This is a genomic window from Staphylococcus equorum, from assembly GCF_029024965.1.
In the GTDB taxonomy this organism is placed as follows: Bacteria; Bacillota; Bacilli; order Staphylococcales; family Staphylococcaceae; genus Staphylococcus; species Staphylococcus equorum.
The window spans coordinates 2,007,354-2,026,905 of the sequence record NZ_CP118982.1; the positions used below are offsets into that span (position 1 = coordinate 2,007,354).

Genomic DNA, 19,552 nt, shown 5'->3' on the forward strand with positions numbered 1-19,552 from the left:
TTTATTTTTCATTTTACAAATCAAATGAAAGCGCTATAATTAGACAGATGGGGGGGAGTCAAACATATGAATTTAGCTTTATTAGGTTTCATTATGATTATCGTTTTCTTGATATTAATCATGTCACGTAAAATGTCAGCATTAACAGCATTGATTGTTGTACCAACTGTTTTTGCTTTGATTGGCGGTTTCTACTCTGGTCTTGGCGAATACATGCTTAAAGGCATTGAAACAGTTGCACCAACAGGTATTATGCTCACGTTCGCCATTTTATATTTTGGTGTCATGATCGATGCCGGGTTATTCGAACCTGTCATCAATCAAATTATTAAAGTAGTTAAAGGGGATCCAGTTAAAATTGCAATGGGTACTGTTGTCCTAGCTTCTATGGTCGCATTAGACGGCGATGGCACTACTACATTCATTATAACTGTAACTGCAATGATGCCACTATATAAAAAAATTGGCATGAGCTTATATACACTTTCAACCTTAGCACTACTATCAATTGGGGTTATGAACATGTTACCTTGGGGTGGCCCGACAGCACGAGCAATTTCATCTTTACAGGTTACCACTGAGGAAGTTTTCATACCTATTATTCCTGCAATGATTGCAGGTATCGTTTTTGCTTTTGCCGTAGCATACATATTAGGTAAACGTGCAAAAAAATACATTACTTCTAATACACATATTGATTTAGATGATGTAAGACCTACAGATACGAAAGAAGAGTCATTATTAAAAAGACCTAAAATGCTCATACCAAACGCAATTTTAACAATTTCATTAATTGTTTGTCTTGTGATTGGTCTGTTGCCTATTCCAGTTATGTTCATGCTTTGGTTCGGTGTTGCAGTTGTACTCAATTATCCAAACCTAAGTATTCAAAATTCAGTAATTAAAAAGCATGCTGGCGATGTACTATCAGTAATAAGCCTTGTTTTTGCATCTGGTATCTTTACGGGTGTTATGGATGGTACACATATGGTTGATGAAATGGCAAATACATTAGTGCAAATTATTCCTGATGCTTTAGGTAATCATTTTGCTTTAATTACTGCCATACTAAGTGGGCCTTTCACTTACTTTATGGCTAACGATCCATTCTATTATGGCGTATTACCAATTCTTGCTGAATCAGCACAACAATTTGGTATATCTAAAGTAGATATGGCCAGAGCTTCAGTATTAGGACAACCGCTTCACGTATTAAGTCCACTGTATGCTGCCGGTTATTTACTAGTCGGTATGCTAGATATTGAATATGGACAAAACCAACGTATTGTTATCAAATGGGCAATAGGATCAAGTTTATTTATGATTCTAGTCGCTTGTATTCTCGGTATTATACCTTGGTAGAATTATTTTTTTGACGTGTATAACAACGTTTGAAATTAAGAGCCTGGAACATAAATATCCCATTCTCAAATTAAAAGCAGCAATCTATTAGTTTCTAATGGATTGCTGCTTTTCTATGTTAAAATATTTGTTAATTAATTTAGTTATCTTCATTAGTATCTATATTGTCCTTTATATAAGTTCAATCAATGAATAATCTAACGTTTTGTTTTTGTTTAAAAATGGCAGTGATTTGGGCTGCCTCCTGCGGGAAAAGCACTAGCCGAAGACTACAGGATGAGGCCGTGCACGCGAAAAGCATGTACTAAAAGCTGCTCATAAAGTCGTAAGTTTTTTCAACGCTATGACTGGAAACACTCTTTTGAGTGCTTCCAGTTTTTTTATTTAGTAATATTCATATTTTTTGATTAACACATACTAAAAAGCGGGTATATAAAAAGAAAACGCATAACCCATTGCGTTACACGTCATCAAGTATTATTTATTTGAATTACTTGTTTATTAACTTTAAAATTATATAGCTAAAAAATACGATTAAATTTCATTTATTTCACAATTATCGTTTTACCCATATCATACATGGGTAAAACTTAATGTCGGATTTACAATATTAAGGAGTGTTATTTATGAATCAGCTCAAAGAGTGTAATTATATTAATCCTTCGAAAGTTTCACTTGATTGGGAATGTTTTGTCGTCAGTAAGACTGATATGGAATTAGATGGATTACCTAGAGAGCTTATTAATTCATGGATGGCTCAAAGTATACTTGAACCATTCTCTATTAGAAATAATGAAATTAATTTTAAAACAAAAGATATTAAAGATGCTTTAAACAAACAAAACTGGTATTACGAAACATAGATTACTAAATATATTAAGCTATGCTTATATTATTAAGATATAAACTCAGCGCCCGTTTAGCAGAAGCTAACATTTCATGATCTATATAATTACTATAAAAATACGAGTTTAATTCATTATAGCTAGTTGCATCTTTAGGGAAATTATTATCCCTTTTAATTTTGTGAGCGAGTTGTCCAAGAGGTGTATCGTCTTCTATAAAACTAATTACAAAATCATAAAATGTCATAAGCATTACCTCGATTTTATATATTTTTAAATCGTTACATGATTTACCATATCGTACTTTTGTCTAATCATATCAAATATAAGTTATTTGTCTACCACGATTCTTTTTATTATTTAAAAAATTAAAAAGAATTGTTGTTATGGCTATATTTAATTCGGAAATGTAAACTTTATAAAGTTTTTTTAATTTAAAGTAAACATTATAAACTGCCTGCAAAATTGCGTGTTTTGTAAGCAGTTTTTTAATTTAAAAAATAAATGATTACTTTTTATGATATGCCAAGAATTAGAATTAACACCCTTTTGCGTCCATTATACTCATATATTTTGAACGAAAAAATGACTGTTAGATTTCCGTAGAATTCTAACAGCCATTTAATAAGTCTAGGATTGCTAGCCTAGACTTATTTATATTCATATTACTTATACTAATACATTACCGTTCTGATCAGCTGGTTTCAATAATGTAAGGATAGCACCAATAATCGCTAATATTTGAGGAATACCTGTCCAACAAAATACTAGATATAAAATCCCTACGCCAGTTTTCCTAGCGTAGAATTTATGAATACCAAAGCTACCTAGAAACAATGCTAATACAATATAAATCACTTTATTTACTTCATTCATAGCTAAATCTCCTCGCATAATTAATTTACTTTCATTATACATCAAACTACTTAATTAATTAAATAATATTAATTATCGCTATATAATAGTTCAAAATACGATCTCTCAATTGTCAAAATTTCACTATATTCATTTGGCATAATTTCATTACTTAACTCTATTAATTCAGTCAAAATATAATCCATCAATTTAGCATTTATTTTGTGGTCATCAAAATGGACTTTCACTTGCTCAATCAATGTATTTTCTTCCATAAGTAATAATGCACGTCCATATGCTTTATCAACTTTTCCCCTTTGAAACGTCGGTGTTAAATATCCAATAACTTCATCCACATTGTCAAATTCATCAAAGGCTACTTTTATATGCGAACTAAGTTTACTCGCTATTTCTTTGATACGTTCATCTTCTTGTTTGTTATCAGGCATGAGCTTATTTCGTATATAGTCTTTTTGTTTTATAATTTTGGTTTCAGTTTCATCATATTGTTGTTTATTATCAGAGTAATCCTTGGACTTTAAATTATTAACTGCTTCTTTAGTTTCTTCTAAGTTCACATTCATATTTTCCAATATATAACCACCCCTTCCAGAAAATCGTTATTTAAATTGTATAGTATTATCTTTCCTAATTTTATCTTTTGAAACTTTTAATTAATCAAACGGTACTCATCCATTTGATTGTGACTCAATATATTCTATATAAATATTTACACTATTGCTGTTAAGTATTTAGTGATAAACTTATAATGTTATAATAAAAATTATATTTACTACATTTAAAATTACAAAAAGCAATAATATTATGTCTTAAATCATTGGCAATTCAACTTTTATATTAAAGGAGGTCTAGTGCTTTGAGTCTACATTTCATGATTATATTCTGGTTATCATTAGTTTTTCTAGTATGTGGTATCGCGTTACTTATCACTTACAAAAACAAAAAGTCTCAGCAAGCTAAAGAATCATTACTTGGAGCAACATTTATGTTAATTATTATAGGTGTCGCTGGTATTTTATGCTCAATTATATTCAGTTAATCGAATTAAGTCCTGATCACAACGCGAATAATCTCTTAAAGATTATTCGCGTTGTGATCAGGACTTTTTTAATTTCTCATAAAATTATAAACCTAATTTACATGTACAATTATAAAACTAAATTTTCGATATAAATCTGGTGGAATCGTAATTAATCAGTCAGAAAATGATAAATTGTTAACATAGCTATTCCTAAAATAAAAAAGTATATAAAGCGTTTATACGCTCTCCTTTTCTCATGACGAACCTCTTCACTTGAATGGTTAACATTTTCGTGCAATCTCGTATTTACAAATAAAAATGGCATTGTTCCTAAAAATGCGAATACAAGACTTAATATTATTGCTATCAGAATATTCATAACATCACCTCTATTAAACAATTTCTTCAATATTGTTATTCCCTGTAATTAACATTTTAACTAAATGAGTCGCATTTACTTTCAGTTGTGTTTAATACCATTTTCAGCAATATAGTTTATAATGAAAATTAAATAATAATTTTTGAACAACAACAATTAGGAGGGTTAATTTTGAAGTTAACATACTTACCTCAATGGGAGATTATTAATCAAAGTCAGAAACAATTTGTAATACAGGAAGATGCCAATTCTATTTCATTGGTCAGCCCAATTAATGACTATGCAATGGGTATCTTAAGCCAAGTTCATTTTTCTATACAAAATGGTGAAGTAATTAGCACTACTGTAGAAAATAATAGTAAAAATCTAAAAATAGAAATTAATGAAACACAATCACAACTTAAAATCATTGACGTTTAATTTTTTAGACTAAGCCCTTTCTACAATTTGTGTAAAATGCCAATTACAATATTGTAGAAAGGGTATTATATTAATAAGGCAATTATGTATTAAAAATATGTTGCTATATTTAAGTCGTTTTAATAAAGACGGGTGAGTGATAATTATGAAATTATTCAAAAATTTACTTTTACTATTAACTGGTGCACTTATAGTACGAGCATTATTATTAAGTGTAGACAACTCAACTGACGAAAAAGTCGAAAATAAAGTTAGCATACAAGATAAACAAAAATCTTAATATGGAAATTAACTGTACTCATAATCGCTATTAATATAGCTTAGCGATTATGAGTTTTGTGTTAAAACTTAAACTTTTTACTTTAAAATCACAATTGTATTTTAGAGTGGGACAGAAATCTAATTTTTCAACAAGATTTCGTCGTATGAACCTAGCCTGGCTATGCTGACTGTAAAATGGAATGCAAGAGCTACTTGTCTTCATAATTGAAGTAGTAGTTCTTTAAAGGTTTGCTATAAGCCCATTTTCAATTCAATCAGCCACTTCGAATTTATAAATTGAGGATTAAAAATTAAAAAACAACAAAACCCACAAGGCTTTGCTGATCACTTAAAAAACCCCTAATTAAAGGGGCTTTTGACTATAACGGGAGTTATGAATCTTCACATGTCAAAGGACACGTAGAAAACCCATCTCCGTTAAATTCTATCATGCCCTAAGACATGCCTTGGTTATTATATCAAAATAAAAGTTGCCTATACAATCAAAAACTTATTATATCGTCAAATGCGTATATTAAATTTCATAGAGTATCACATTAAGTTATAATTAATTTGTATACATCATCTAAAAGCGAGGTCATTATGCAACACTTTAAAAGTAAAATTGAACACTATCAAATTTATATATATTTTGTAGCACTTGTGCTGGGTATATTAGCTGGTTTATCCTCACAAATATTTTCTGTTTTTCTAGAGTCTGTGGTTTCAATTTTTATTGGTATTTTAATGTTTAGCATGTTTTCACAAATTCCTTTTTTCAATATTCGCCAAAATCTTTTTACCACGAAATATATAATTGCATTAATTTTATCTAACTTTATAATCATACCTATTTTTGTTTTTGCTTTAATACAATTATTTGAAGTTAGTTCTGCTCCAATATTAATTGGGCTATATCTCGTACTGTTAACACCGTGTATTGATTACGTTATCGTCTTCACCGCATTAGGAAAAGGAAATGCACAGCGTATGCTTATTTCTACACCTATATTATTTGTATTACAAATTATTCTACTGCCCGTTTATTTTACTATTTTTTTACATAATGAAATCTTATCAATCATTGATGTAGCACCATTTATTAATGCTTTTTTCACATTCATTATTATTCCTTTGATGCTCGCATTATTATTACAACTGCTCAGTAAAAAATCTAACTCTATGAATCGTGTCTTAAATCTTACTGCATGGTTACCGGAACTCTTTATGTCACTCGTACTTTTTTCAGTCGTCGGTTCACAAATAAACAAGATTACGAATGATTTAAATATTGTATTAACTGTTGTGCCTATTTATATCTGTTTTATGATTATTGCACCTATAATAGGCTTATTTTGTGGAAAGTTATTCCGTTTAGATATTCCGAATTTAAGAACATTAGCTTTCAGTACTAGTACGAGAAACGCATTGGTTGTGTTACCTCTTGCCCTTTCCTTACCAAACCATTGGATAACCATCACTACAATAGTCATTATTACTCAAACATTAACCGAACTCATTGGTGAGCTTGTTTACATTAAAGTTATTCCTAAGCTTATAAAATAAACAATTAAAATTGAATATTGGTGTCGCTAATCCTATATTTAGATATTTAACAACTCATTTTTTTAGTATAATTAATAAAAATACTAACAAACTCATCATATATATATTCGTTTGTCAGTATGGCTGTATGGTAAACTATCTAACAAAGAGGAGCTTGATGTTATGAAAAAAATTGCCTTAGTCTCATTAGGTATTGTTTCATTTTCACTATTAGTAAAATCTATATTAAGTACATCTACTGATTACGGCACAGATGAATATATTGTTGAAGAAGATAGAACAAACGATCAATTTTAATCATTTTTTACATTGCAATTCTATCAAATCATTATAGAAATAGATAAAGCGAGGCTGAGTTCATATATACATTTCTCAGTCTTTTTATATCGTTTAATCACCCTTTTTAAAATCCAATTATTTCCTATTTGATCAAAAATGCTTTAATATAATCGTTAGGTAACATTTTACACTCAAAAGTTTTTGATTTCCTCTTTCTTGCACTTTCGTATTTCTATTTGATGAGGTGATAAAGATGCAAATTCTAAGAAAAGTATATGAAAACAAGGCACCTATTTATCATATAAAGACAAACTTAGGTCTATTAATTAAAGTCAAAACTGATGACAAATCGAATAAAACTGAAATAACTCACTTATTAACTGCCGTTGCTAAAGACATGGACGAAAAATTAAAAAATAATATTGAATAACGGAAAAGCTATACACCACTCGTGTTTATTCAAATAAAATACAGTCCAATAAATTGAATTAAATTCAACTTATTGGACTGTATCTTTATATACATTAATTCATAACAACTATAATAAAACCTACAAATAATATAAGCATAGATAATCTAGGTTTTTGCTTTCCGACTAATCCACTAAGTAAGACTAATGATAGCCCTACAATGAGTAATTGACCATTAAAAGTTGTAATACCCATGGCATCACCAACCATCATAATCACACCATAAACAATGATCAATGCTATAAATATGCTACAAACCAATGATAGTATATTGAGTAATTTCATCTTTTACATCCTTTTAATTTAAATGATACTATTAATATAACTTATCGCTATTATAAAAGAAATACGCCACTTCGAAAAGTGGCGTGAAATCTCGAATCGAAAATATATTCCACACTAAAGTTTGGAGGACTTCTTGTGCTTAGTTATATTTACCCGTTTTTATATAATAAAAACCTAAATAACTAAATTTTGTAAATCGTTCTCAAATTATTTATTTGAACTTATAATTGATTTATCAATGAAGAATATAGCAATATATGTAAATATTAATAAATTTAAATAAAATTAATCATACTGTTGGAAATGAATCCAACAAAAAGTTATCCTATAGTTAAAGTATTAATAACTAGCAATTTATTTTATAAAAATGATTGCTAGTTACGATAACAACTCAATTCTTTACTTTTAACCATTATGTGTTACTAATTATATTGAATTGTTTCAGATAAAAAAGGGTGATGAAATGGAAGTACTACGCAAAGTTTATAAAGATGACGAGCCTATCTATCATGTTAAAACAGATAAAGGTTCTGTTATAAGAATTAAAGGTTCTGATGATTTAACGGACTCTGAAACTGAAGAATTATTAATGTTAGTTTCTCAAGATATTGATAAAATGAAAAAACAATAAATCAGAAGCTAAAGGATATGCATTTAAGTTGGTGTATCAACCGGAGATATTCAAACAAACATTAAGGGGCTATCACATTTGTTTGAAAAAAAGTCTTTCTAAATGATTTTTCTAAAGACGATGAGTTCAAAAAGACCGAAATTACATCTAGGTAAACCCTAGTTAAATTTAAAAGAGTAGTTTCCATTTCGGAAGCTACTTTTTTTAAATCTATCTAATCCGTTTTGTATTAAATTTAAACAGTTCAAACACATTTCGTTTATTAAACCTTCTTATTATCTTACCATCATTTCAAATTTAATATGTGGAATATCGTCTTCTAAATAAATATCAGAAACACCTTTAAAACCAAATGATTCATAAAATGATTTTAAATAGGCTTGCCCCGAAATACTGATGAGTGATCCACTATATTTTTCATTTATAATATCTATTGTTTTCTGTACAATGTTACGCCCAAAGCCTCGCATTCTATAGTTTTGTGCCACTAGCACCCTTCCGAAGCTAATATGCGACTGGCGATCAACAATACGCGTGTATGCAGCAATATGGTTTTCATCCTTCAATATAATATGCAAAGCTTCCTCGTCGTCTTTATCTATTTCTTGGTATGCACATTTTTGCTCTACTACGAATACTTTTATTCTTTCTTCTAAAATATGTAATAGTTCAATATTTGATAAATCTTTTGTCCGTTTAACTACTAATTCCATAAAACACCTCCTATAATTCTTAGAAAATAAACTAAATTAATATTAATGGTAATAGTTCAGTAGTCGGTTACAGTGTCTTTCATCATATATTATTGTTCTATAAGTTGAATTAAATTACCACAAGTATCTTTTATAACCGCAAGTTTGGTGCCATCAACTACCTTAGGTTTAGTATGAAACTCGACACCTAAATTAACTAAACGCTCATGTGATGCTTCCATATTTTCAACACCAAACATAGTTACGGGTATACCAGCACTATATAAACCTTCTTGATAATTTTTGGCAATCTCACTCACATTAGGTTCTAACACTATTTCAACTGGATTATTAGAATTATTTTCTTTTACGGTCAACCATTTAAATTCCCCGCCCATTTCAATATCATGTTTCAGTTCGAATCCTAATTTTTCAGTATAGAATTGTTTCGCTTTATCTTGATTATCAACAAAAATACTCATAGCAATAATTTTCATATGAATCCACCTTATCTCTCTTTTTCGAATTTTTTATTATTAATACATTCTAATCCTGCTCTTATTTACCAAGCTAAATTGCATAATACCAGTATATGATAACGCCTTTATAAGTTCACTGATTTGAAAATAAATAGTGTGTATACTACAATTAAATACGGATTTTATTACAACTCGTTTGGGAGTGATTAATTGTGAAAGTACTAAATGATTTACGTGAAAAATATAATTTAAGTATCTCTAGATTAGTTGTTAATTTAAATAATAACTATGGCAAAGATTTTAGAATTTGTCAGGTTTGGGATTGGGAAAATGGATACCGTCGTGTTTCAGAAAACGATATTGCCATTCTCGCAGATTATTTTAATGTTTCTAAACAGACATTTAGTGCATAATGCTATTGTTATATTAAGCTAAGTACGCATTAAGGGACAGAAATTCGAATAACGTTCTTAGTTATAATAAAGTGGGAAACAACAATCGTTTTCCACTTTTATTTTTTAAATACGACGGTAATAAAATAATCTACACCTTCCAAACTATTTGTAACAGATGGTGTAACGCTCACAAGATCCCAATGTTGCTTTTCACTAACTTCTTGTAGGAATTCGTTCACTCGTTCATCGAAAGCTTCAAAACCCTCTTCATATTGCATATGCAATGTTTTTATCATCATAAATAATTTCTCTCCTTAAACATGACTTCTACACTTATTGTAAAATGTTCAATAGTTCAAAACAAACATTTCCTGATAGTTAATAAAGTATTGAGCAATAATAATGATGTATACTTTAAAATTCCAAAGCTATTTTAGTTCATAATTTAGCCAATCTACAATTTCATTAAATATACTTTTGTTATAAGAAGATTCGTTAAATATTTCGTGTTGCAAGCCGTCATAAATATGAATAGATTTATGCTCTGAGCCTATTTCATTATATAATTGAATTGAGTCCTTATAACTAACTAAACCGTCTTCTTTACCATGTAACATTAATATATTATCCTTGAACTGCTTTGCGTTATTTTTTAAATACTCAACACCATCAAGTAATGTATAAATGAGCCCCATGGATATTTGTTTCGCATTTAAATCATCTAATTTATACTTTTCAACAACTGTTTGGTCAGAACATAATCCATCACTTAATTCATTTTCTACATATTCATATGGAGACATACTTCTATCTAGCTCACCAAATAATTTAATATTATAACGTGTTAATCCCCCCGAAGTGATTATGCCATCTACTGCATTGGGATATTGCGTACCAAATAATGTCACTGTATAGCCTCCCATACTATGGCCAATCAAGTATACTTTACCCTCAAAATTCGATTCCACATAATTAATTACTGCTGATAAATCTTCTACTATTTCATTCATATTACTATAATACGTTTGACGTCCTTCTGAGCGTCCATGTCCTCGTTGATCATATCGAATGACATTGAATTTATTTAAATTTAAATGCCTTGTTAATTCATCATAGCGATCTAAATGTTCTCCTAATCCATGCACTACGATGATATTTGCTTGTGCTTCTTTAACATCATTAATCTTCGTATAAATTCGGGTACTATCTTGAGAATTTAAATATTTTATATAATTCATAAAATCCACCCTTTCATTTAAATTATTGCGCCTCAACAATTTTATTCTAACGGCTCTTTAAAACAACATGACTGTATGATTATTCATGCACGTATGAGTAATAACATATTATATCTATACCCCTAAATTTCTAATATATTTTATTTTCCGTAGTATATAGAAATGGTTTAATTAAAAAAAGCCAACAAAGTCAGAAACTTTGTTGGCACTCTAAATTAAAATCTTATTTACAGAGACCATTTGAATACTCTGGGTTATCTTTATTTAACAACCAATTGCCAGTATTTAAATAGCTGGCATAACTAGACCAAAGAACATAAGGGAAAAGCAAGATACCTGAAATAGGCTTGTTTTTAAAAAATACAACAACGTTAGTTGTTACTGCTATTAATAAAATAAAACTCTCAATCAATGCGATGCCCCTTACTTTCTTTTTAAAATACAATAATGACCATAGAAAATTCAAACTAAGCTGAGTATAATGCGTAACAGTTGCTGCTTTGGTATTTGTTCCATTGCCTTTAACCAAATTATAAGCTATACCCATGCATAAATATAATATTGGCCAAACAATAGGAAACGCATATCGTGGTGGAGAATACGGTGGTTTTTCAAATTTGCCATAATCTTTTGGTGCTTCTTTTGCAGTGATTTTGCCTATGATATTTCCACCCACAAAAGGTAATAATGTTCTCGTTAACATTTTTATCATTCCCATTATAATTCCTCCTATTTCAAATTTTTTATAATTGAAGATTGTTTTATATAATCAACGTTGTAAAAATAAGCCATACTTTTGAGAAATTCTAAAAGATAAGTTTCATCTATTTTATGTTGTTGAAATTGATATTTTAAACTTTTCTGGAATTCATTTTCTGATGAACTACGTATTTTTTTAAAATACCCCCACATATGATCATAAGCATTGATAATAGAACCTTCAGTTGGCTTTAATATTAACGCATATGAAATCAAAGATGCTATATCTCCATATGTCGGATTTTGTTTCATTCTTTCTCTAATTTTATTGTAACTATTTTGGTCGTGCCACAGCACTTCATATTTATATTGACGCCATAACTGTTCAATTTGATAACGTTGTGTCATATTTATCCGTACCTTTTTTAATACCACATCGTGGCGGTATTTTATCTTTTTTCCATTTATTGAATAATAATGTTTGATATAACTCAAATGCATCTTCACCGTGTACTTTATAATCACCAAAAACATAAAATGGAGGTAGTTTTTCATGTGAAAAATATTTTTGATATTCTTTTTTATAAACAATTTCTCTCAAACGTGCTATATCATTTTTAAAATCTACAGACCGTTTTCCTCCTCGGCGAATATGCTCTTCGTTCATACATTCTAAAATTTTGAAAGTATCTATAATATATGGTTCGCCATTGTTATAAACATGAGCAACAATTGGATGTTTAATATAATTACTGTTTACATCAACAAGGTTTAACTTTGCTAAACATACTCTAATAATTTGATATAATTCTAATACTTGCTTCGATAGCCTTCTATTATCTAAAAAACGTGCACTTTTCTTATGGTCTGAGCTTATTCTGAAAATTTGCATATGCATCTTCCCTTACTTATATAGATTATGAATTCTCTAACAAAGTCATTTTTTAAATCCCTACATACAGTATTCACTTTTAAATATTTATATGCAAATGAGAGCTATTTCTCTCAATTTAAATTACCTCTAAAATAAATTAAGCTTCAGTAAATAGAACACTAAATTAAATACTTTTTATAATTCTTGTAAAAGCTTACTCTAAATTCGCTTAATATCAACCTTTGCCCAACTTTTATTTTACAGTTAATGATATGCTTATATAGGAGGCTGATATTAATGTCAAAATACATATTGTCGTATAATTTGAATTCTATTTCATATGGTTATGAAAAATTGCCTGCTAAATTAAATACCTTGGGTAATGCTTTGTATATTTATAGAGGGTTATGGCTTTTAAAAAGTGATTTAGAAAGAAACGAAATATACGAAAGTATTAAAAATTCTTTTAATTCAAACGATGATTTTTTAATATTTAAATTTGAAGAAAGTCCATTAGGTATGTTAAGCGAACAAAAATACGATGAAATCTTGCAAATACTTAATGATTAAACACATCCAAAATTACTGATGTGTTTTTTATTTACATAAATTTCATAGAATAATTCTTGCTATATATTTAAAATTCAATCTTTTTATTACTTTCTACAACAATAAATAGTACAATATAAATATTAAGTTATTTATTGGGGGATGCAAAATGAAAAAGATTTTTGTTTTATTTTTAATGAGTTTTTTAGTATTAGCAGCATGTAGTAACGAAAATGAAAGTAATTCTGATGAAAAAAAGTCTCAAGCTTCCGAGAATAAATCAGAAAAAAAGAAGAATGACGATGATAAAAATAAAGAGTCTGATGAATCAAACTCTAAAGTTTCAAATAAGGAACAAAATAACACTAGCAATGACACACAAAGTAGTAATGAATCATCTGTTGAAAATGAGGAACTAAATCAAGACGTGACTCAAAATAATAATCAACAAAATAGAGCTCTAACAAAAGACGAAATAACACAAAAAATGAAGAATGGCGTAAATGTTAATGGTATGGTTGATGCTGATGGAGATACTTGGTATCAAGCTCCGGGGAATGGAGATGTAGTAGGATATAATAAAGCTGACGGCACTCAATGTACTGTTGGTGGTTGCGTAACTCCAGAACAACAAATGGAAACTAATAGTGAAGATCCAGAAACTGCAAATACCGGTGATGTAAATACTGAAATTAATTCTGCAGAAACGGAAGATGAATATATAAATGCATTACGCAAAAAATACAATGGTGGTCTTTCATCTGGAGAAATACAAACCAAACATGCAATTGAAGAAGGCTATTACGACGGCGATGATGCAGAAGAAGTATATAATGAAATAGAGCAACGTGAAGCAGAAGTCGACTCTGGGAAATATGATCACTATAAAGAATAAAAATATAACAAATCTTATGATATAACGATTTACACTTTAATTAAAGCGCCAATCCATCTTTTTGATGGATTGGCGCTTCTTTTGTTAAAACACGTTAATTTATATAATCTATTTTAAATTTTTTTCCTTTTTAACACAAAAAAACACCCACCCCGTAGGGTGAGTGTTAAAGATAATTTATTATTTTAAATTATGCTTTGTTAACGTTAGCAGCTTGTTTACCACGGTCGCCATCAACGATGTCGAATTCAACTGTTTCGCCTTCTTCTAATGATTTGTAACCTTCAGAATTGATAGCTGAGAAATGTACGAATACGTCGTCGTTATTTTCTACTTCGATGAAACCGAAACCTTTATCTGCATTGAACCATTTTACTGTACCTTTATTCATATGAAAACCTCCGTGTGCTTTAGCACATATATTTGTAACTTGTTATTAAAAAATCCAAAGGAGTAAAATTCAATGAATAAGACTACTTTTAAAATTTCCGAATGAAAAATTACTTGAATACAAATATACTATGGTTATAACGCTTTGTCAACATCTTCTATAAAAATTTGTGTTTCTACAGTTTAATTAAACTATCAGATTTTAGTAAATATAAAATTAAATTAGCTTTTATTACCTTTTTTACAACAAATTAACTTTATATGTAGTACAATTAGATATAATTAGTTATACATCGTTCAAAACAATTAAAAAGTCACGAAAAATTACGAACGCATTCATTGTATAATAAATTCAATTTCCGAGGAGAAATTTATGCAAATCATTAATTATAATATCAATCTTGACCACGTCACTTATACTGTTGAAACTAAAAACGGGCATGTATTTACTCACAGTTTACCGAAAGATACCACTTCAAATAATATATATCGCTACTTAGAAATTTTATCAAATAATGTAGATGGAGCTAACTCATAAATGGACATATTAATCATTATTACTTTCATAATTAGTTTGATTCTATTGATCATTAGTTTGTTTTCATTTTATGAATTTAATAATGAGCGCAAAATCATCAACGAAAAAAAATTAGACAATAACCATGAGTTAGGTATTCAAAAACAATCTAGAAAACTCGTGTTTTTTGGTGCTATCTTATTTATTTTATCAGCCGTATTTTTTGTGATTTCTATAATTTTATTATAAAATATAAAAGACAACAAAAATTCCAAGTGTTTATTTTAGAACATAAACAAACCATTTGTTATAAAAGCATTTGGTTCTTTTTTATGAGCAATTTCTTCATAATGCGACATTAGTACCGAATCTTCCAATTTTGAAAGGACATATCATGATCAACAAAACCTTGAATTTCACTGGTTTAATTTTTATTATTTTACTTTTTTTATATACTTCTATTAATTACAATAGTTTGCCAGAGAAAGTACCTGTGCACTTTGATTTATATAGTAACCCAGATGCGTGGGGATACAAAAAAGAAATATTCCTTCTTCCAATAATAATTTTAGCTTTATGGATTTTCATGTATCTCTTATTTAAGTATTACGTAAAATTCGAAAATTTTAAATCCACTTTTGAGAATAAAACAATATCCAAAGACGCTATAAATTTCAATAGAAGATTCATTACTATATTAAATTTCGAGTTATCCACGCTTCTATCTTTCATGGGTATTAAAGACGTATATAACGCTACTGGCGGAAATATTGATATAGGTATATTTCAATTTGTCATCATTTTAGTAGTCATTTTTTCTACAATTATTTTGCACCTCTACAAGTGCTACAAACACAAATATTTCTAAAGTTTACTACTTATAGTAGAACACCACTTAAAAGAGTTATTCCTCGTCTTTTAAGTGGTGTTTATATTATTATATAAACTCTTTCTGAAATGCTATGAGACATTGTTTTACAAAAATACAGTCTTTATCTTTAAAATAGATGGCTGCTTCATATTGGATAGGTAAATTATTTTTTAATGTTTTAACATTTTCTTTCATTAAATTTGTCTTGCCTCCATTAATCCTGATATCATCATTCAAACAGTCTGGCGCTGTGAGGACACTTCGACCTATATCCCAAGCACTAAGTAAATTATAGAATGTTTCTGTATCTAAACTTTCCAGAAAATTTAACCCTTCACTTTTCGTTTCAGGGTTTTTAATAAACAGTCCAATTATTTTATCTACACCGTTTCTTCGTTTATCATTTTTACTTGTTGTAGAAGCATTCGAGAGTATTACTTTATAGGTATTTATGACATTATTTAAATCCATAGTTATCCAACCTCTCTAAATATCTCATTTAAACTAACTTTACTATACCCATATAGCAAATACAAAAGTATCTGTTCACTATTGTTATAAAGCATAAAGTTCTGCACATACTTTTAAAAAAACGCTTAATTTCTAAAATGATATATCAATTTCTTTTACGTAAACAGCATTGCCAGTTATTTCGATTTCGTTATTTTCTGCAACATTCACTATCATCTGGCCATCCTTATTCATTTCTTGTCCTTGTTCTACAATAAGATTGATAGGCATATCAGACTCTTTTTTTATATACTTGGCAAAATATGCCCCCATTACACCTGAAGCAGTGCCAGTAACCGGATCTTCTATTGTTCCTGAAAAAGTTGAAGAAAAATGACGACCATGCATATCCGCTTCTTCATAATAACTTTCAAGGCAAAATGGATGTACCGATGCGTTTGGTATTTCATTTAAAATTGAAGAAAACACCTTATTATTTGGTTCCATTTTATTAAAAATATCAAGTGACTTTATAGGTATTAAAAGTGTCCATGCCCCAGTGCTACCGTACATTATGGGTAGCTCATCGTCAAAATCCACTTCTTCAATGCCAATTGCTTTTGCTAAATCATATGTAGATCCTTCAAATTTTTTAAATTGTGGTAATGCTTGTTTCATTGTTATATGTATTTCCTTTTGCTCATTCTTTGTAATACGTATCGGTAAGACCCCTGCATTGGTTTCAATAGTTAGCTCTTTTTTATTTTCTAACCATCCGTTTGTCTTTAACGCATAAATGGTTGCCATTGTTGCGTGGCCACAAAGTTCCATCTCTTGTTTTGGTGAAAAATAGCGTATTCTAAGGTCTGCTCTATCAGATGCTATTGGAAAAGCTGTTTCATTAAACCCTACTTTAAAAGCAACGTCTTGCATCTCCGTTTCTGTTAGGTCATCTCCATTTAAAACAACTCCAGCAGGATTACCTTTATTTGGCTTTTTACTAAAAGCATCATAATGATACACTTTTATTGATTTCATCTATAATCCTCCATTTTTCTGTAACTTAATAGTTTTTATAAGCGTATCATGCCTCCAAAAAACTGAAAATCAGAAAATGAAAAAACACTAGGTATCTATGTCTACCTAGCGTTTAACTTTATATCTATATTAATATTACTTAAAGCAATATTTTTTTAATCATTTTTAGATATTAATAGCATTAACTACATTAAAAGAATGGAATTGTTTTACTCGCTTTCATAATATCTTTTGTAAAAAAGAATTGTCTACCTTCTCCAGTATATGCAGGGTTCAATATCATATTCGCTTTAGCACTATATAACCATTCAGGATTAATGCCAGAATTTAGTATTTCTTGGAATTCTTGAAAATCTTTTTTCCAATTTAAATTTGGCTCCATATTTATCACCTCAAAGATATAATAGAACACTTGTTCTTGTTTGTAAACAAAAAAAGAAGCAACTGTTAAAACAGTTAACTTCTCAAATGTCACACTTAGATTAGAAGAAAATAAATAGAGTATCAATTTCAAGCGTGGATACGTGAAGTCGAGCCAAACTTGTTTAAACAACTAGATTACCTTCTATTTATTTTTTTATTAATCTATTTAGACTCCCTATTATGCTTTTTTTCATACAAGAAAGAAATAAAACTTCCAAAAAAGCCTAATAGTGCCATAATCACACTACCAAGCAGTTGATCTTTTCCTGTGCCTATAAACATTAATAAGAAGATTAAAATCCCAATTAAGATGCTCATCCCAAGAGCCTTAACATATAATAACATTTATAATCCCTCACTAAATCTCCAAAATACTACACTAGACCATTCTATTATTTATATTTAGTATCGTAAACCGCCTTTTTACACTTTTCAGATATAAAAATAAGGCTAACGCAACGTTGCGCTCGCCTTAAATTATAATCTGTTAACTTTTTATTAATTAAATAAGAATGAGTAATTGATCAAGTGTTGTGTGCATCATCAATCTTTATAGAAGTAATCTTCGCTACATTTACATAGCTATCACAATCTTTTAGATAAAAGTAATTATATCTATGAATTCCTTTTTCAAATCTTTTAAGTGCTAATGCCTTATCAATTTTCCATATATTCTCCACATACTCACGATAAACATTACCATCGCTACATTCTATTATGAATACATATACATCACTCATGTGTTGTCACCCTAATTAATATTTTATGGTTCTCATACGTTAACTCTATTATCCACCTAATGAGTTAGGGTTGCAACATAATGTGGAGTTATTTATATCAAGATACTCTTGTGCATAATTTTGATTAACCGTTCCAATGATAAACAAACGTATTAATCATGAATTAATTTATTGAACATAATGAGGACGTATAAACCACATTTCAGTTTCATAATCATGTACTACTCTGTGAGCTACTTCTGTTTTTTCAGCGCCACCGCCATCCCAATTTTGATCTAATGATTCAAATTTATCACTAGCGCCATTATAATTACCTTCCGTAACGATTGCTGTGTGACCTGCACCACTGCCAAATTCATCATTGAATACAACGATATCTCCAGCTTGTGCTTGGAAGCCCTCATAATTTTTATATACCGTGGCTTCACCCTCAAAGTTATTTTTAGTTGGAATTTCTTTTGCATAGTCACCTTCTAATCCGTGACCATACAAATAATCCCATTGCTCATTCACTAAATCAAAACATTGCCAGCCATATTCATCATCATAATCCCATCCCTTACCTTCTAACGTGTTCATATGACTTATGGATTCCTCTTGAGTTGCAGCCGTCGCAGCGGATGCAGTGTTTAAATGTGTAAATCCTAATATGCTTAAAACGCCTATAATAAAAAATGAAAAAATATATATGTATCGTTTAATTATAAATCGTCCCTTCTAAGTGTTATTTTACTAAATAAACTATACAAGCAATATTGTCATTGACTTGTAAGCTAAAGTGTAAAATAATTCAATCTTAGAATAATATATCATGTGGTTTTTAATTGCCGATTACACTAATATTAATTCCATTTTAATTTTTTTGGTTAATCTGTAATATTCAAATTAATTTCATTATAAAGTTATC

33 protein-coding genes are annotated in these 19,552 nt (G+C 29.3%); 14 read left to right on the forward strand and 19 right to left on the reverse strand.

Translation table 11 applies throughout. From position 1 onward, the window contains the following. Positions 1–66: 66 nt before the first annotated feature. Positions 67–1,362: a CitMHS family transporter gene (locus tag PYW44_RS09650; protein WP_002508198.1), complete on the forward strand. Its 1,296-nt coding sequence runs from the start codon at positions 67–69 to the stop codon at positions 1,360–1,362. A gap of 626 nt (positions 1,363–1,988) precedes the next feature. Continuing rightward, positions 1,989–2,225 (forward strand): hypothetical protein, encoded by a 237-nt coding sequence (locus tag PYW44_RS09655; RefSeq protein WP_002508200.1) that lies wholly within the window; start codon positions 1,989–1,991, stop codon positions 2,223–2,225. Positions 2,226–2,238: 13 nt separating this feature from the next. Here the strand turns inward: PYW44_RS09655 and PYW44_RS09660 are convergent, their stop codons facing one another. The 3 genes from PYW44_RS09660 to PYW44_RS09670 all read right to left on the reverse strand — a co-directional run bounded on the left by PYW44_RS09660 (position 2,239) and on the right by PYW44_RS09670 (position 3,646). Then, positions 2,239–2,454 (reverse strand): sterile alpha motif-like domain-containing protein, encoded by a 216-nt coding sequence (locus PYW44_RS09660; protein WP_002508201.1) that lies wholly within the window; start codon positions 2,452–2,454, stop codon positions 2,239–2,241. A gap of 422 nt (positions 2,455–2,876) precedes the next feature. After that, positions 2,877–3,083, reverse strand: coding sequence for a TM2 domain-containing protein (locus PYW44_RS09665; protein WP_107510292.1), 207 nt, complete (start codon positions 3,081–3,083; stop codon positions 2,877–2,879). Positions 3,084–3,151: 68 nt separating this feature from the next. After that, complete coding sequence (locus PYW44_RS09670) at positions 3,152–3,646, reverse strand: hypothetical protein (RefSeq protein ID WP_226956860.1); 495 nt, start codon at positions 3,644–3,646, stop codon at positions 3,152–3,154. Between the two features lie 293 nt (positions 3,647–3,939). On the opposite strand from PYW44_RS09670, the gene tsaT reads away from it, so the two are divergent. Beyond that, positions 3,940–4,122: a type II toxin-antitoxin system toxin TsaT gene (gene tsaT, locus PYW44_RS09675; protein WP_021339863.1), complete on the forward strand. Its 183-nt coding sequence runs from the start codon at positions 3,940–3,942 to the stop codon at positions 4,120–4,122. 151 nt (positions 4,123–4,273) lie between these two features. On the opposite strand, the gene PYW44_RS09680 is transcribed toward tsaT, so the two are convergent. After that, complete coding sequence (locus tag PYW44_RS09680; protein ID WP_002508205.1) at positions 4,274–4,483, reverse strand: hypothetical protein; 210 nt, start codon at positions 4,481–4,483, stop codon at positions 4,274–4,276. A 171-nt stretch (positions 4,484–4,654) separates the two neighbouring features. Between PYW44_RS09680 and PYW44_RS09685 the strand changes: the two genes are divergently transcribed. From PYW44_RS09685 to vraX (PYW44_RS09705), 5 genes are all read left to right on the forward strand, one after another. Next, complete coding sequence (locus PYW44_RS09685; protein WP_021339904.1) at positions 4,655–4,903, forward strand: hypothetical protein; 249 nt, start codon at positions 4,655–4,657, stop codon at positions 4,901–4,903. A gap of 145 nt (positions 4,904–5,048) precedes the next feature. Continuing rightward, positions 5,049–5,183 carry a hypothetical protein gene (locus PYW44_RS09690; protein WP_002508207.1) on the forward strand — a complete coding sequence of 45 codons (135 nt, stop codon included), beginning with the start codon at positions 5,049–5,051 and terminating at the stop codon, positions 5,181–5,183. A 584-nt stretch (positions 5,184–5,767) separates the two neighbouring features. Beyond that, positions 5,768–6,730, forward strand: a complete 963-nt coding sequence (locus PYW44_RS09695) for an arsenic resistance protein (RefSeq protein ID WP_021339903.1) — start codon at positions 5,768–5,770, stop codon at positions 6,728–6,730. Between the two features lie 162 nt (positions 6,731–6,892). Then, the gene (locus tag PYW44_RS09700) at positions 6,893–7,027 is read left to right on the forward strand and encodes a hypothetical protein (RefSeq protein ID WP_002508209.1); all 135 of its coding nucleotides are present in this window, start codon (positions 6,893–6,895) and stop codon (positions 7,025–7,027) included. A 235-nt stretch (positions 7,028–7,262) separates the two neighbouring features. Next, the gene (gene vraX / locus PYW44_RS09705; protein WP_002508210.1) at positions 7,263–7,439 is read left to right on the forward strand and encodes a C1q-binding complement inhibitor VraX; all 177 of its coding nucleotides are present in this window, start codon (positions 7,263–7,265) and stop codon (positions 7,437–7,439) included. A 94-nt stretch (positions 7,440–7,533) separates the two neighbouring features. On the opposite strand, the gene PYW44_RS09710 is transcribed toward vraX (PYW44_RS09705), so the two are convergent. Beyond that, positions 7,534–7,764, reverse strand: coding sequence for a hypothetical protein (locus PYW44_RS09710; RefSeq protein ID WP_021339902.1), 231 nt, complete (start codon positions 7,762–7,764; stop codon positions 7,534–7,536). A gap of 463 nt (positions 7,765–8,227) precedes the next feature. Here PYW44_RS09710 and vraX (PYW44_RS09715) point away from each other — a divergent pair, with 463 nt between their 5' ends. Then, a complete protein-coding gene (vraX, locus tag PYW44_RS09715; RefSeq protein WP_002508212.1) occupies positions 8,228–8,395 on the forward strand; it encodes a C1q-binding complement inhibitor VraX in 168 nt (55 codons plus the stop codon). Between the two features lie 275 nt (positions 8,396–8,670). Here vraX (PYW44_RS09715) and PYW44_RS09720 read toward each other — a convergent pair whose 3' ends face one another. Next, positions 8,671–9,108, reverse strand: a complete 438-nt coding sequence (locus PYW44_RS09720; RefSeq protein ID WP_021339901.1) for a GNAT family N-acetyltransferase — start codon at positions 9,106–9,108, stop codon at positions 8,671–8,673. A gap of 89 nt (positions 9,109–9,197) precedes the next feature. Continuing rightward, a complete protein-coding gene (locus PYW44_RS09725) occupies positions 9,198–9,584 on the reverse strand; it encodes a VOC family protein (protein WP_021339900.1) in 387 nt (128 codons plus the stop codon). A gap of 194 nt (positions 9,585–9,778) precedes the next feature. Here PYW44_RS09725 and PYW44_RS09730 point away from each other — a divergent pair, with 194 nt between their 5' ends. Next, positions 9,779–9,979: a helix-turn-helix domain-containing protein gene (locus tag PYW44_RS09730; RefSeq protein ID WP_021339899.1), complete on the forward strand. Its 201-nt coding sequence runs from the start codon at positions 9,779–9,781 to the stop codon at positions 9,977–9,979. 98 nt (positions 9,980–10,077) lie between these two features. On the opposite strand, the gene PYW44_RS09735 is transcribed toward PYW44_RS09730, so the two are convergent. From PYW44_RS09735 to PYW44_RS09755, 5 genes are all read right to left on the reverse strand, one after another. Next, entirely contained in the window at positions 10,078–10,260 is a 183-nt protein-coding gene (locus PYW44_RS09735) for a hypothetical protein (RefSeq protein ID WP_002508216.1), read from the reverse strand. A 129-nt stretch (positions 10,261–10,389) separates the two neighbouring features. Beyond that, complete coding sequence (locus PYW44_RS09740) at positions 10,390–11,199, reverse strand: alpha/beta hydrolase (RefSeq protein WP_002508217.1); 810 nt, start codon at positions 11,197–11,199, stop codon at positions 10,390–10,392. 223 nt (positions 11,200–11,422) lie between these two features. Continuing rightward, positions 11,423–11,917 (reverse strand): TspO/MBR family protein, encoded by a 495-nt coding sequence (locus PYW44_RS09745; RefSeq protein WP_021339898.1) that lies wholly within the window; start codon positions 11,915–11,917, stop codon positions 11,423–11,425. Between the two features lie 11 nt (positions 11,918–11,928). Further along, the gene (locus PYW44_RS09750; protein WP_021339897.1) at positions 11,929–12,306 is read right to left on the reverse strand and encodes a DUF1722 domain-containing protein; all 378 of its coding nucleotides are present in this window, start codon (positions 12,304–12,306) and stop codon (positions 11,929–11,931) included. After that, positions 12,284–12,790, reverse strand: coding sequence for a pyrimidine dimer DNA glycosylase/endonuclease V (locus PYW44_RS09755; protein ID WP_002508220.1), 507 nt, complete (start codon positions 12,788–12,790; stop codon positions 12,284–12,286). The genes PYW44_RS09750 and PYW44_RS09755 overlap by 23 nt, the downstream gene beginning before the upstream one ends. 279 nt (positions 12,791–13,069) lie before the next feature. Between PYW44_RS09755 and PYW44_RS09760 the strand changes: the two genes are divergently transcribed. Together PYW44_RS09760 and PYW44_RS09765 are read left to right on the forward strand one after the other, a co-directional pair. Continuing rightward, the gene (locus tag PYW44_RS09760) at positions 13,070–13,342 is read left to right on the forward strand and encodes a hypothetical protein (RefSeq protein WP_002508221.1); all 273 of its coding nucleotides are present in this window, start codon (positions 13,070–13,072) and stop codon (positions 13,340–13,342) included. Between the two features lie 148 nt (positions 13,343–13,490). Beyond that, positions 13,491–14,216: a hypothetical protein gene (locus PYW44_RS09765; RefSeq protein ID WP_021339896.1), complete on the forward strand. Its 726-nt coding sequence runs from the start codon at positions 13,491–13,493 to the stop codon at positions 14,214–14,216. 190 nt (positions 14,217–14,406) lie between these two features. On the opposite strand, the gene PYW44_RS09770 is transcribed toward PYW44_RS09765, so the two are convergent. Further along, on the reverse strand, positions 14,407–14,607 hold the full coding sequence (locus PYW44_RS09770; RefSeq protein WP_002508223.1) for a cold-shock protein: 201 nt from the start codon (positions 14,605–14,607) through the stop codon (positions 14,407–14,409). Positions 14,608–15,144: 537 nt separating this feature from the next. Between PYW44_RS09770 and PYW44_RS09775 the strand changes: the two genes are divergently transcribed. Together PYW44_RS09775 and PYW44_RS13405 are read left to right on the forward strand one after the other, a co-directional pair. Continuing rightward, on the forward strand, positions 15,145–15,372 hold the full coding sequence (locus tag PYW44_RS09775) for a hypothetical protein (protein WP_021339895.1): 228 nt from the start codon (positions 15,145–15,147) through the stop codon (positions 15,370–15,372). Between the two features lie 145 nt (positions 15,373–15,517). Then, a complete protein-coding gene (locus PYW44_RS13405; protein ID WP_021339894.1) occupies positions 15,518–15,991 on the forward strand; it encodes a DUF1648 domain-containing protein in 474 nt (157 codons plus the stop codon). A 69-nt stretch (positions 15,992–16,060) separates the two neighbouring features. On the opposite strand, the gene PYW44_RS09780 is transcribed toward PYW44_RS13405, so the two are convergent. The 6 genes from PYW44_RS09780 to PYW44_RS09805 all read right to left on the reverse strand — a co-directional run bounded on the left by PYW44_RS09780 (position 16,061) and on the right by PYW44_RS09805 (position 19,224). Then, entirely contained in the window at positions 16,061–16,465 is a 405-nt protein-coding gene (locus PYW44_RS09780) for a hypothetical protein (RefSeq protein ID WP_021339893.1), read from the reverse strand. Between the two features lie 132 nt (positions 16,466–16,597). Beyond that, positions 16,598–17,482: a PhzF family phenazine biosynthesis protein gene (locus PYW44_RS09785; protein WP_115076023.1), complete on the reverse strand. Its 885-nt coding sequence runs from the start codon at positions 17,480–17,482 to the stop codon at positions 16,598–16,600. Positions 17,483–17,672: 190 nt separating this feature from the next. Then, the gene (locus PYW44_RS09790; protein ID WP_031266130.1) at positions 17,673–17,864 is read right to left on the reverse strand and encodes a hypothetical protein; all 192 of its coding nucleotides are present in this window, start codon (positions 17,862–17,864) and stop codon (positions 17,673–17,675) included. 203 nt (positions 17,865–18,067) lie between these two features. Continuing rightward, on the reverse strand, positions 18,068–18,250 hold the full coding sequence (locus tag PYW44_RS09795) for a hypothetical protein (protein ID WP_021339890.1): 183 nt from the start codon (positions 18,248–18,250) through the stop codon (positions 18,068–18,070). A gap of 179 nt (positions 18,251–18,429) precedes the next feature. Beyond that, positions 18,430–18,585: a hypothetical protein gene (locus PYW44_RS09800; protein ID WP_230456616.1), complete on the reverse strand. Its 156-nt coding sequence runs from the start codon at positions 18,583–18,585 to the stop codon at positions 18,430–18,432. A 228-nt stretch (positions 18,586–18,813) separates the two neighbouring features. Further along, entirely contained in the window at positions 18,814–19,224 is a 411-nt protein-coding gene (locus PYW44_RS09805; protein ID WP_021339889.1) for a CHAP domain-containing protein, read from the reverse strand. Positions 19,225–19,552 lie beyond the last annotated feature (328 nt).

Coding starts and splice junctions, on each gene's coding strand:
- PYW44_RS09700 (WP_002508209.1), top strand. CDS start 6,893: ATGAAAAAAATTGCCTTAGTCTCATTAGGTATTGTTTCATTTTCACTA.
- PYW44_RS09760 (WP_002508221.1), top strand. CDS start 13,070: ATGTCAAAATACATATTGTCGTATAATTTGAATTCTATTTCATATGGT.
- PYW44_RS09735 (WP_002508216.1), bottom strand. CDS start 10,260: ATGATGATAAAAACATTGCATATGCAATATGAAGAGGGTTTTGAAGCT.
- vraX (WP_002508212.1), top strand. CDS start 8,228: ATGGAAGTACTACGCAAAGTTTATAAAGATGACGAGCCTATCTATCAT.
- PYW44_RS09680 (WP_002508205.1), bottom strand. CDS start 4,483: ATGAATATTCTGATAGCAATAATATTAAGTCTTGTATTCGCATTTTTA.
- PYW44_RS09665 (WP_107510292.1), bottom strand. CDS start 3,083: ATGAATGAAGTAAATAAAGTGATTTATATTGTATTAGCATTGTTTCTA.
- PYW44_RS09775 (WP_021339895.1), top strand. CDS start 15,145: ATGGACATATTAATCATTATTACTTTCATAATTAGTTTGATTCTATTG.
- PYW44_RS09755 (WP_002508220.1), bottom strand. CDS start 12,790: ATGCAAATTTTCAGAATAAGCTCAGACCATAAGAAAAGTGCACGTTTT.
- PYW44_RS09725 (WP_021339900.1), bottom strand. CDS start 9,584: ATGAAAATTATTGCTATGAGTATTTTTGTTGATAATCAAGATAAAGCG.
- PYW44_RS09710 (WP_021339902.1), bottom strand. CDS start 7,764: ATGAAATTACTCAATATACTATCATTGGTTTGTAGCATATTTATAGCA.
- PYW44_RS09690 (WP_002508207.1), top strand. CDS start 5,049: ATGAAATTATTCAAAAATTTACTTTTACTATTAACTGGTGCACTTATA.
- PYW44_RS09795 (WP_021339890.1), bottom strand. CDS start 18,250: ATGTTATTATATGTTAAGGCTCTTGGGATGAGCATCTTAATTGGGATT.
- PYW44_RS09745 (WP_021339898.1), bottom strand. CDS start 11,917: ATGGGAATGATAAAAATGTTAACGAGAACATTATTACCTTTTGTGGGT.
- PYW44_RS09740 (WP_002508217.1), bottom strand. CDS start 11,199: ATGAATTATATAAAATATTTAAATTCTCAAGATAGTACCCGAATTTAT.
- PYW44_RS09695 (WP_021339903.1), top strand. CDS start 5,768: ATGCAACACTTTAAAAGTAAAATTGAACACTATCAAATTTATATATAT.
- vraX (WP_002508210.1), top strand. CDS start 7,263: ATGCAAATTCTAAGAAAAGTATATGAAAACAAGGCACCTATTTATCAT.
- PYW44_RS09790 (WP_031266130.1), bottom strand. CDS start 17,864: ATGGAGCCAAATTTAAATTGGAAAAAAGATTTTCAAGAATTCCAAGAA.
- PYW44_RS09785 (WP_115076023.1), bottom strand. CDS start 17,482: ATGAAATCAATAAAAGTGTATCATTATGATGCTTTTAGTAAAAAGCCA.
- PYW44_RS09655 (WP_002508200.1), top strand. CDS start 1,989: ATGAATCAGCTCAAAGAGTGTAATTATATTAATCCTTCGAAAGTTTCA.
- PYW44_RS09720 (WP_021339901.1), bottom strand. CDS start 9,108: ATGGAATTAGTAGTTAAACGGACAAAAGATTTATCAAATATTGAACTA.
- PYW44_RS09780 (WP_021339893.1), bottom strand. CDS start 16,465: ATGGATTTAAATAATGTCATAAATACCTATAAAGTAATACTCTCGAAT.
- PYW44_RS09770 (WP_002508223.1), bottom strand. CDS start 14,607: ATGAATAAAGGTACAGTAAAATGGTTCAATGCAGATAAAGGTTTCGGT.
- PYW44_RS09805 (WP_021339889.1), bottom strand. CDS start 19,224: ATGAACACGTTAGAAGGTAAGGGATGGGATTATGATGATGAATATGGC.
- PYW44_RS09750 (WP_021339897.1), bottom strand. CDS start 12,306: ATGACACAACGTTATCAAATTGAACAGTTATGGCGTCAATATAAATAT.
- PYW44_RS09650 (WP_002508198.1), top strand. CDS start 67: ATGAATTTAGCTTTATTAGGTTTCATTATGATTATCGTTTTCTTGATA.
- PYW44_RS13405 (WP_021339894.1), top strand. CDS start 15,518: ATGATCAACAAAACCTTGAATTTCACTGGTTTAATTTTTATTATTTTA.
- PYW44_RS09765 (WP_021339896.1), top strand. CDS start 13,491: ATGAAAAAGATTTTTGTTTTATTTTTAATGAGTTTTTTAGTATTAGCA.
- PYW44_RS09660 (WP_002508201.1), bottom strand. CDS start 2,454: ATGACATTTTATGATTTTGTAATTAGTTTTATAGAAGACGATACACCT.
- PYW44_RS09670 (WP_226956860.1), bottom strand. CDS start 3,646: ATGAATGTGAACTTAGAAGAAACTAAAGAAGCAGTTAATAATTTAAAG.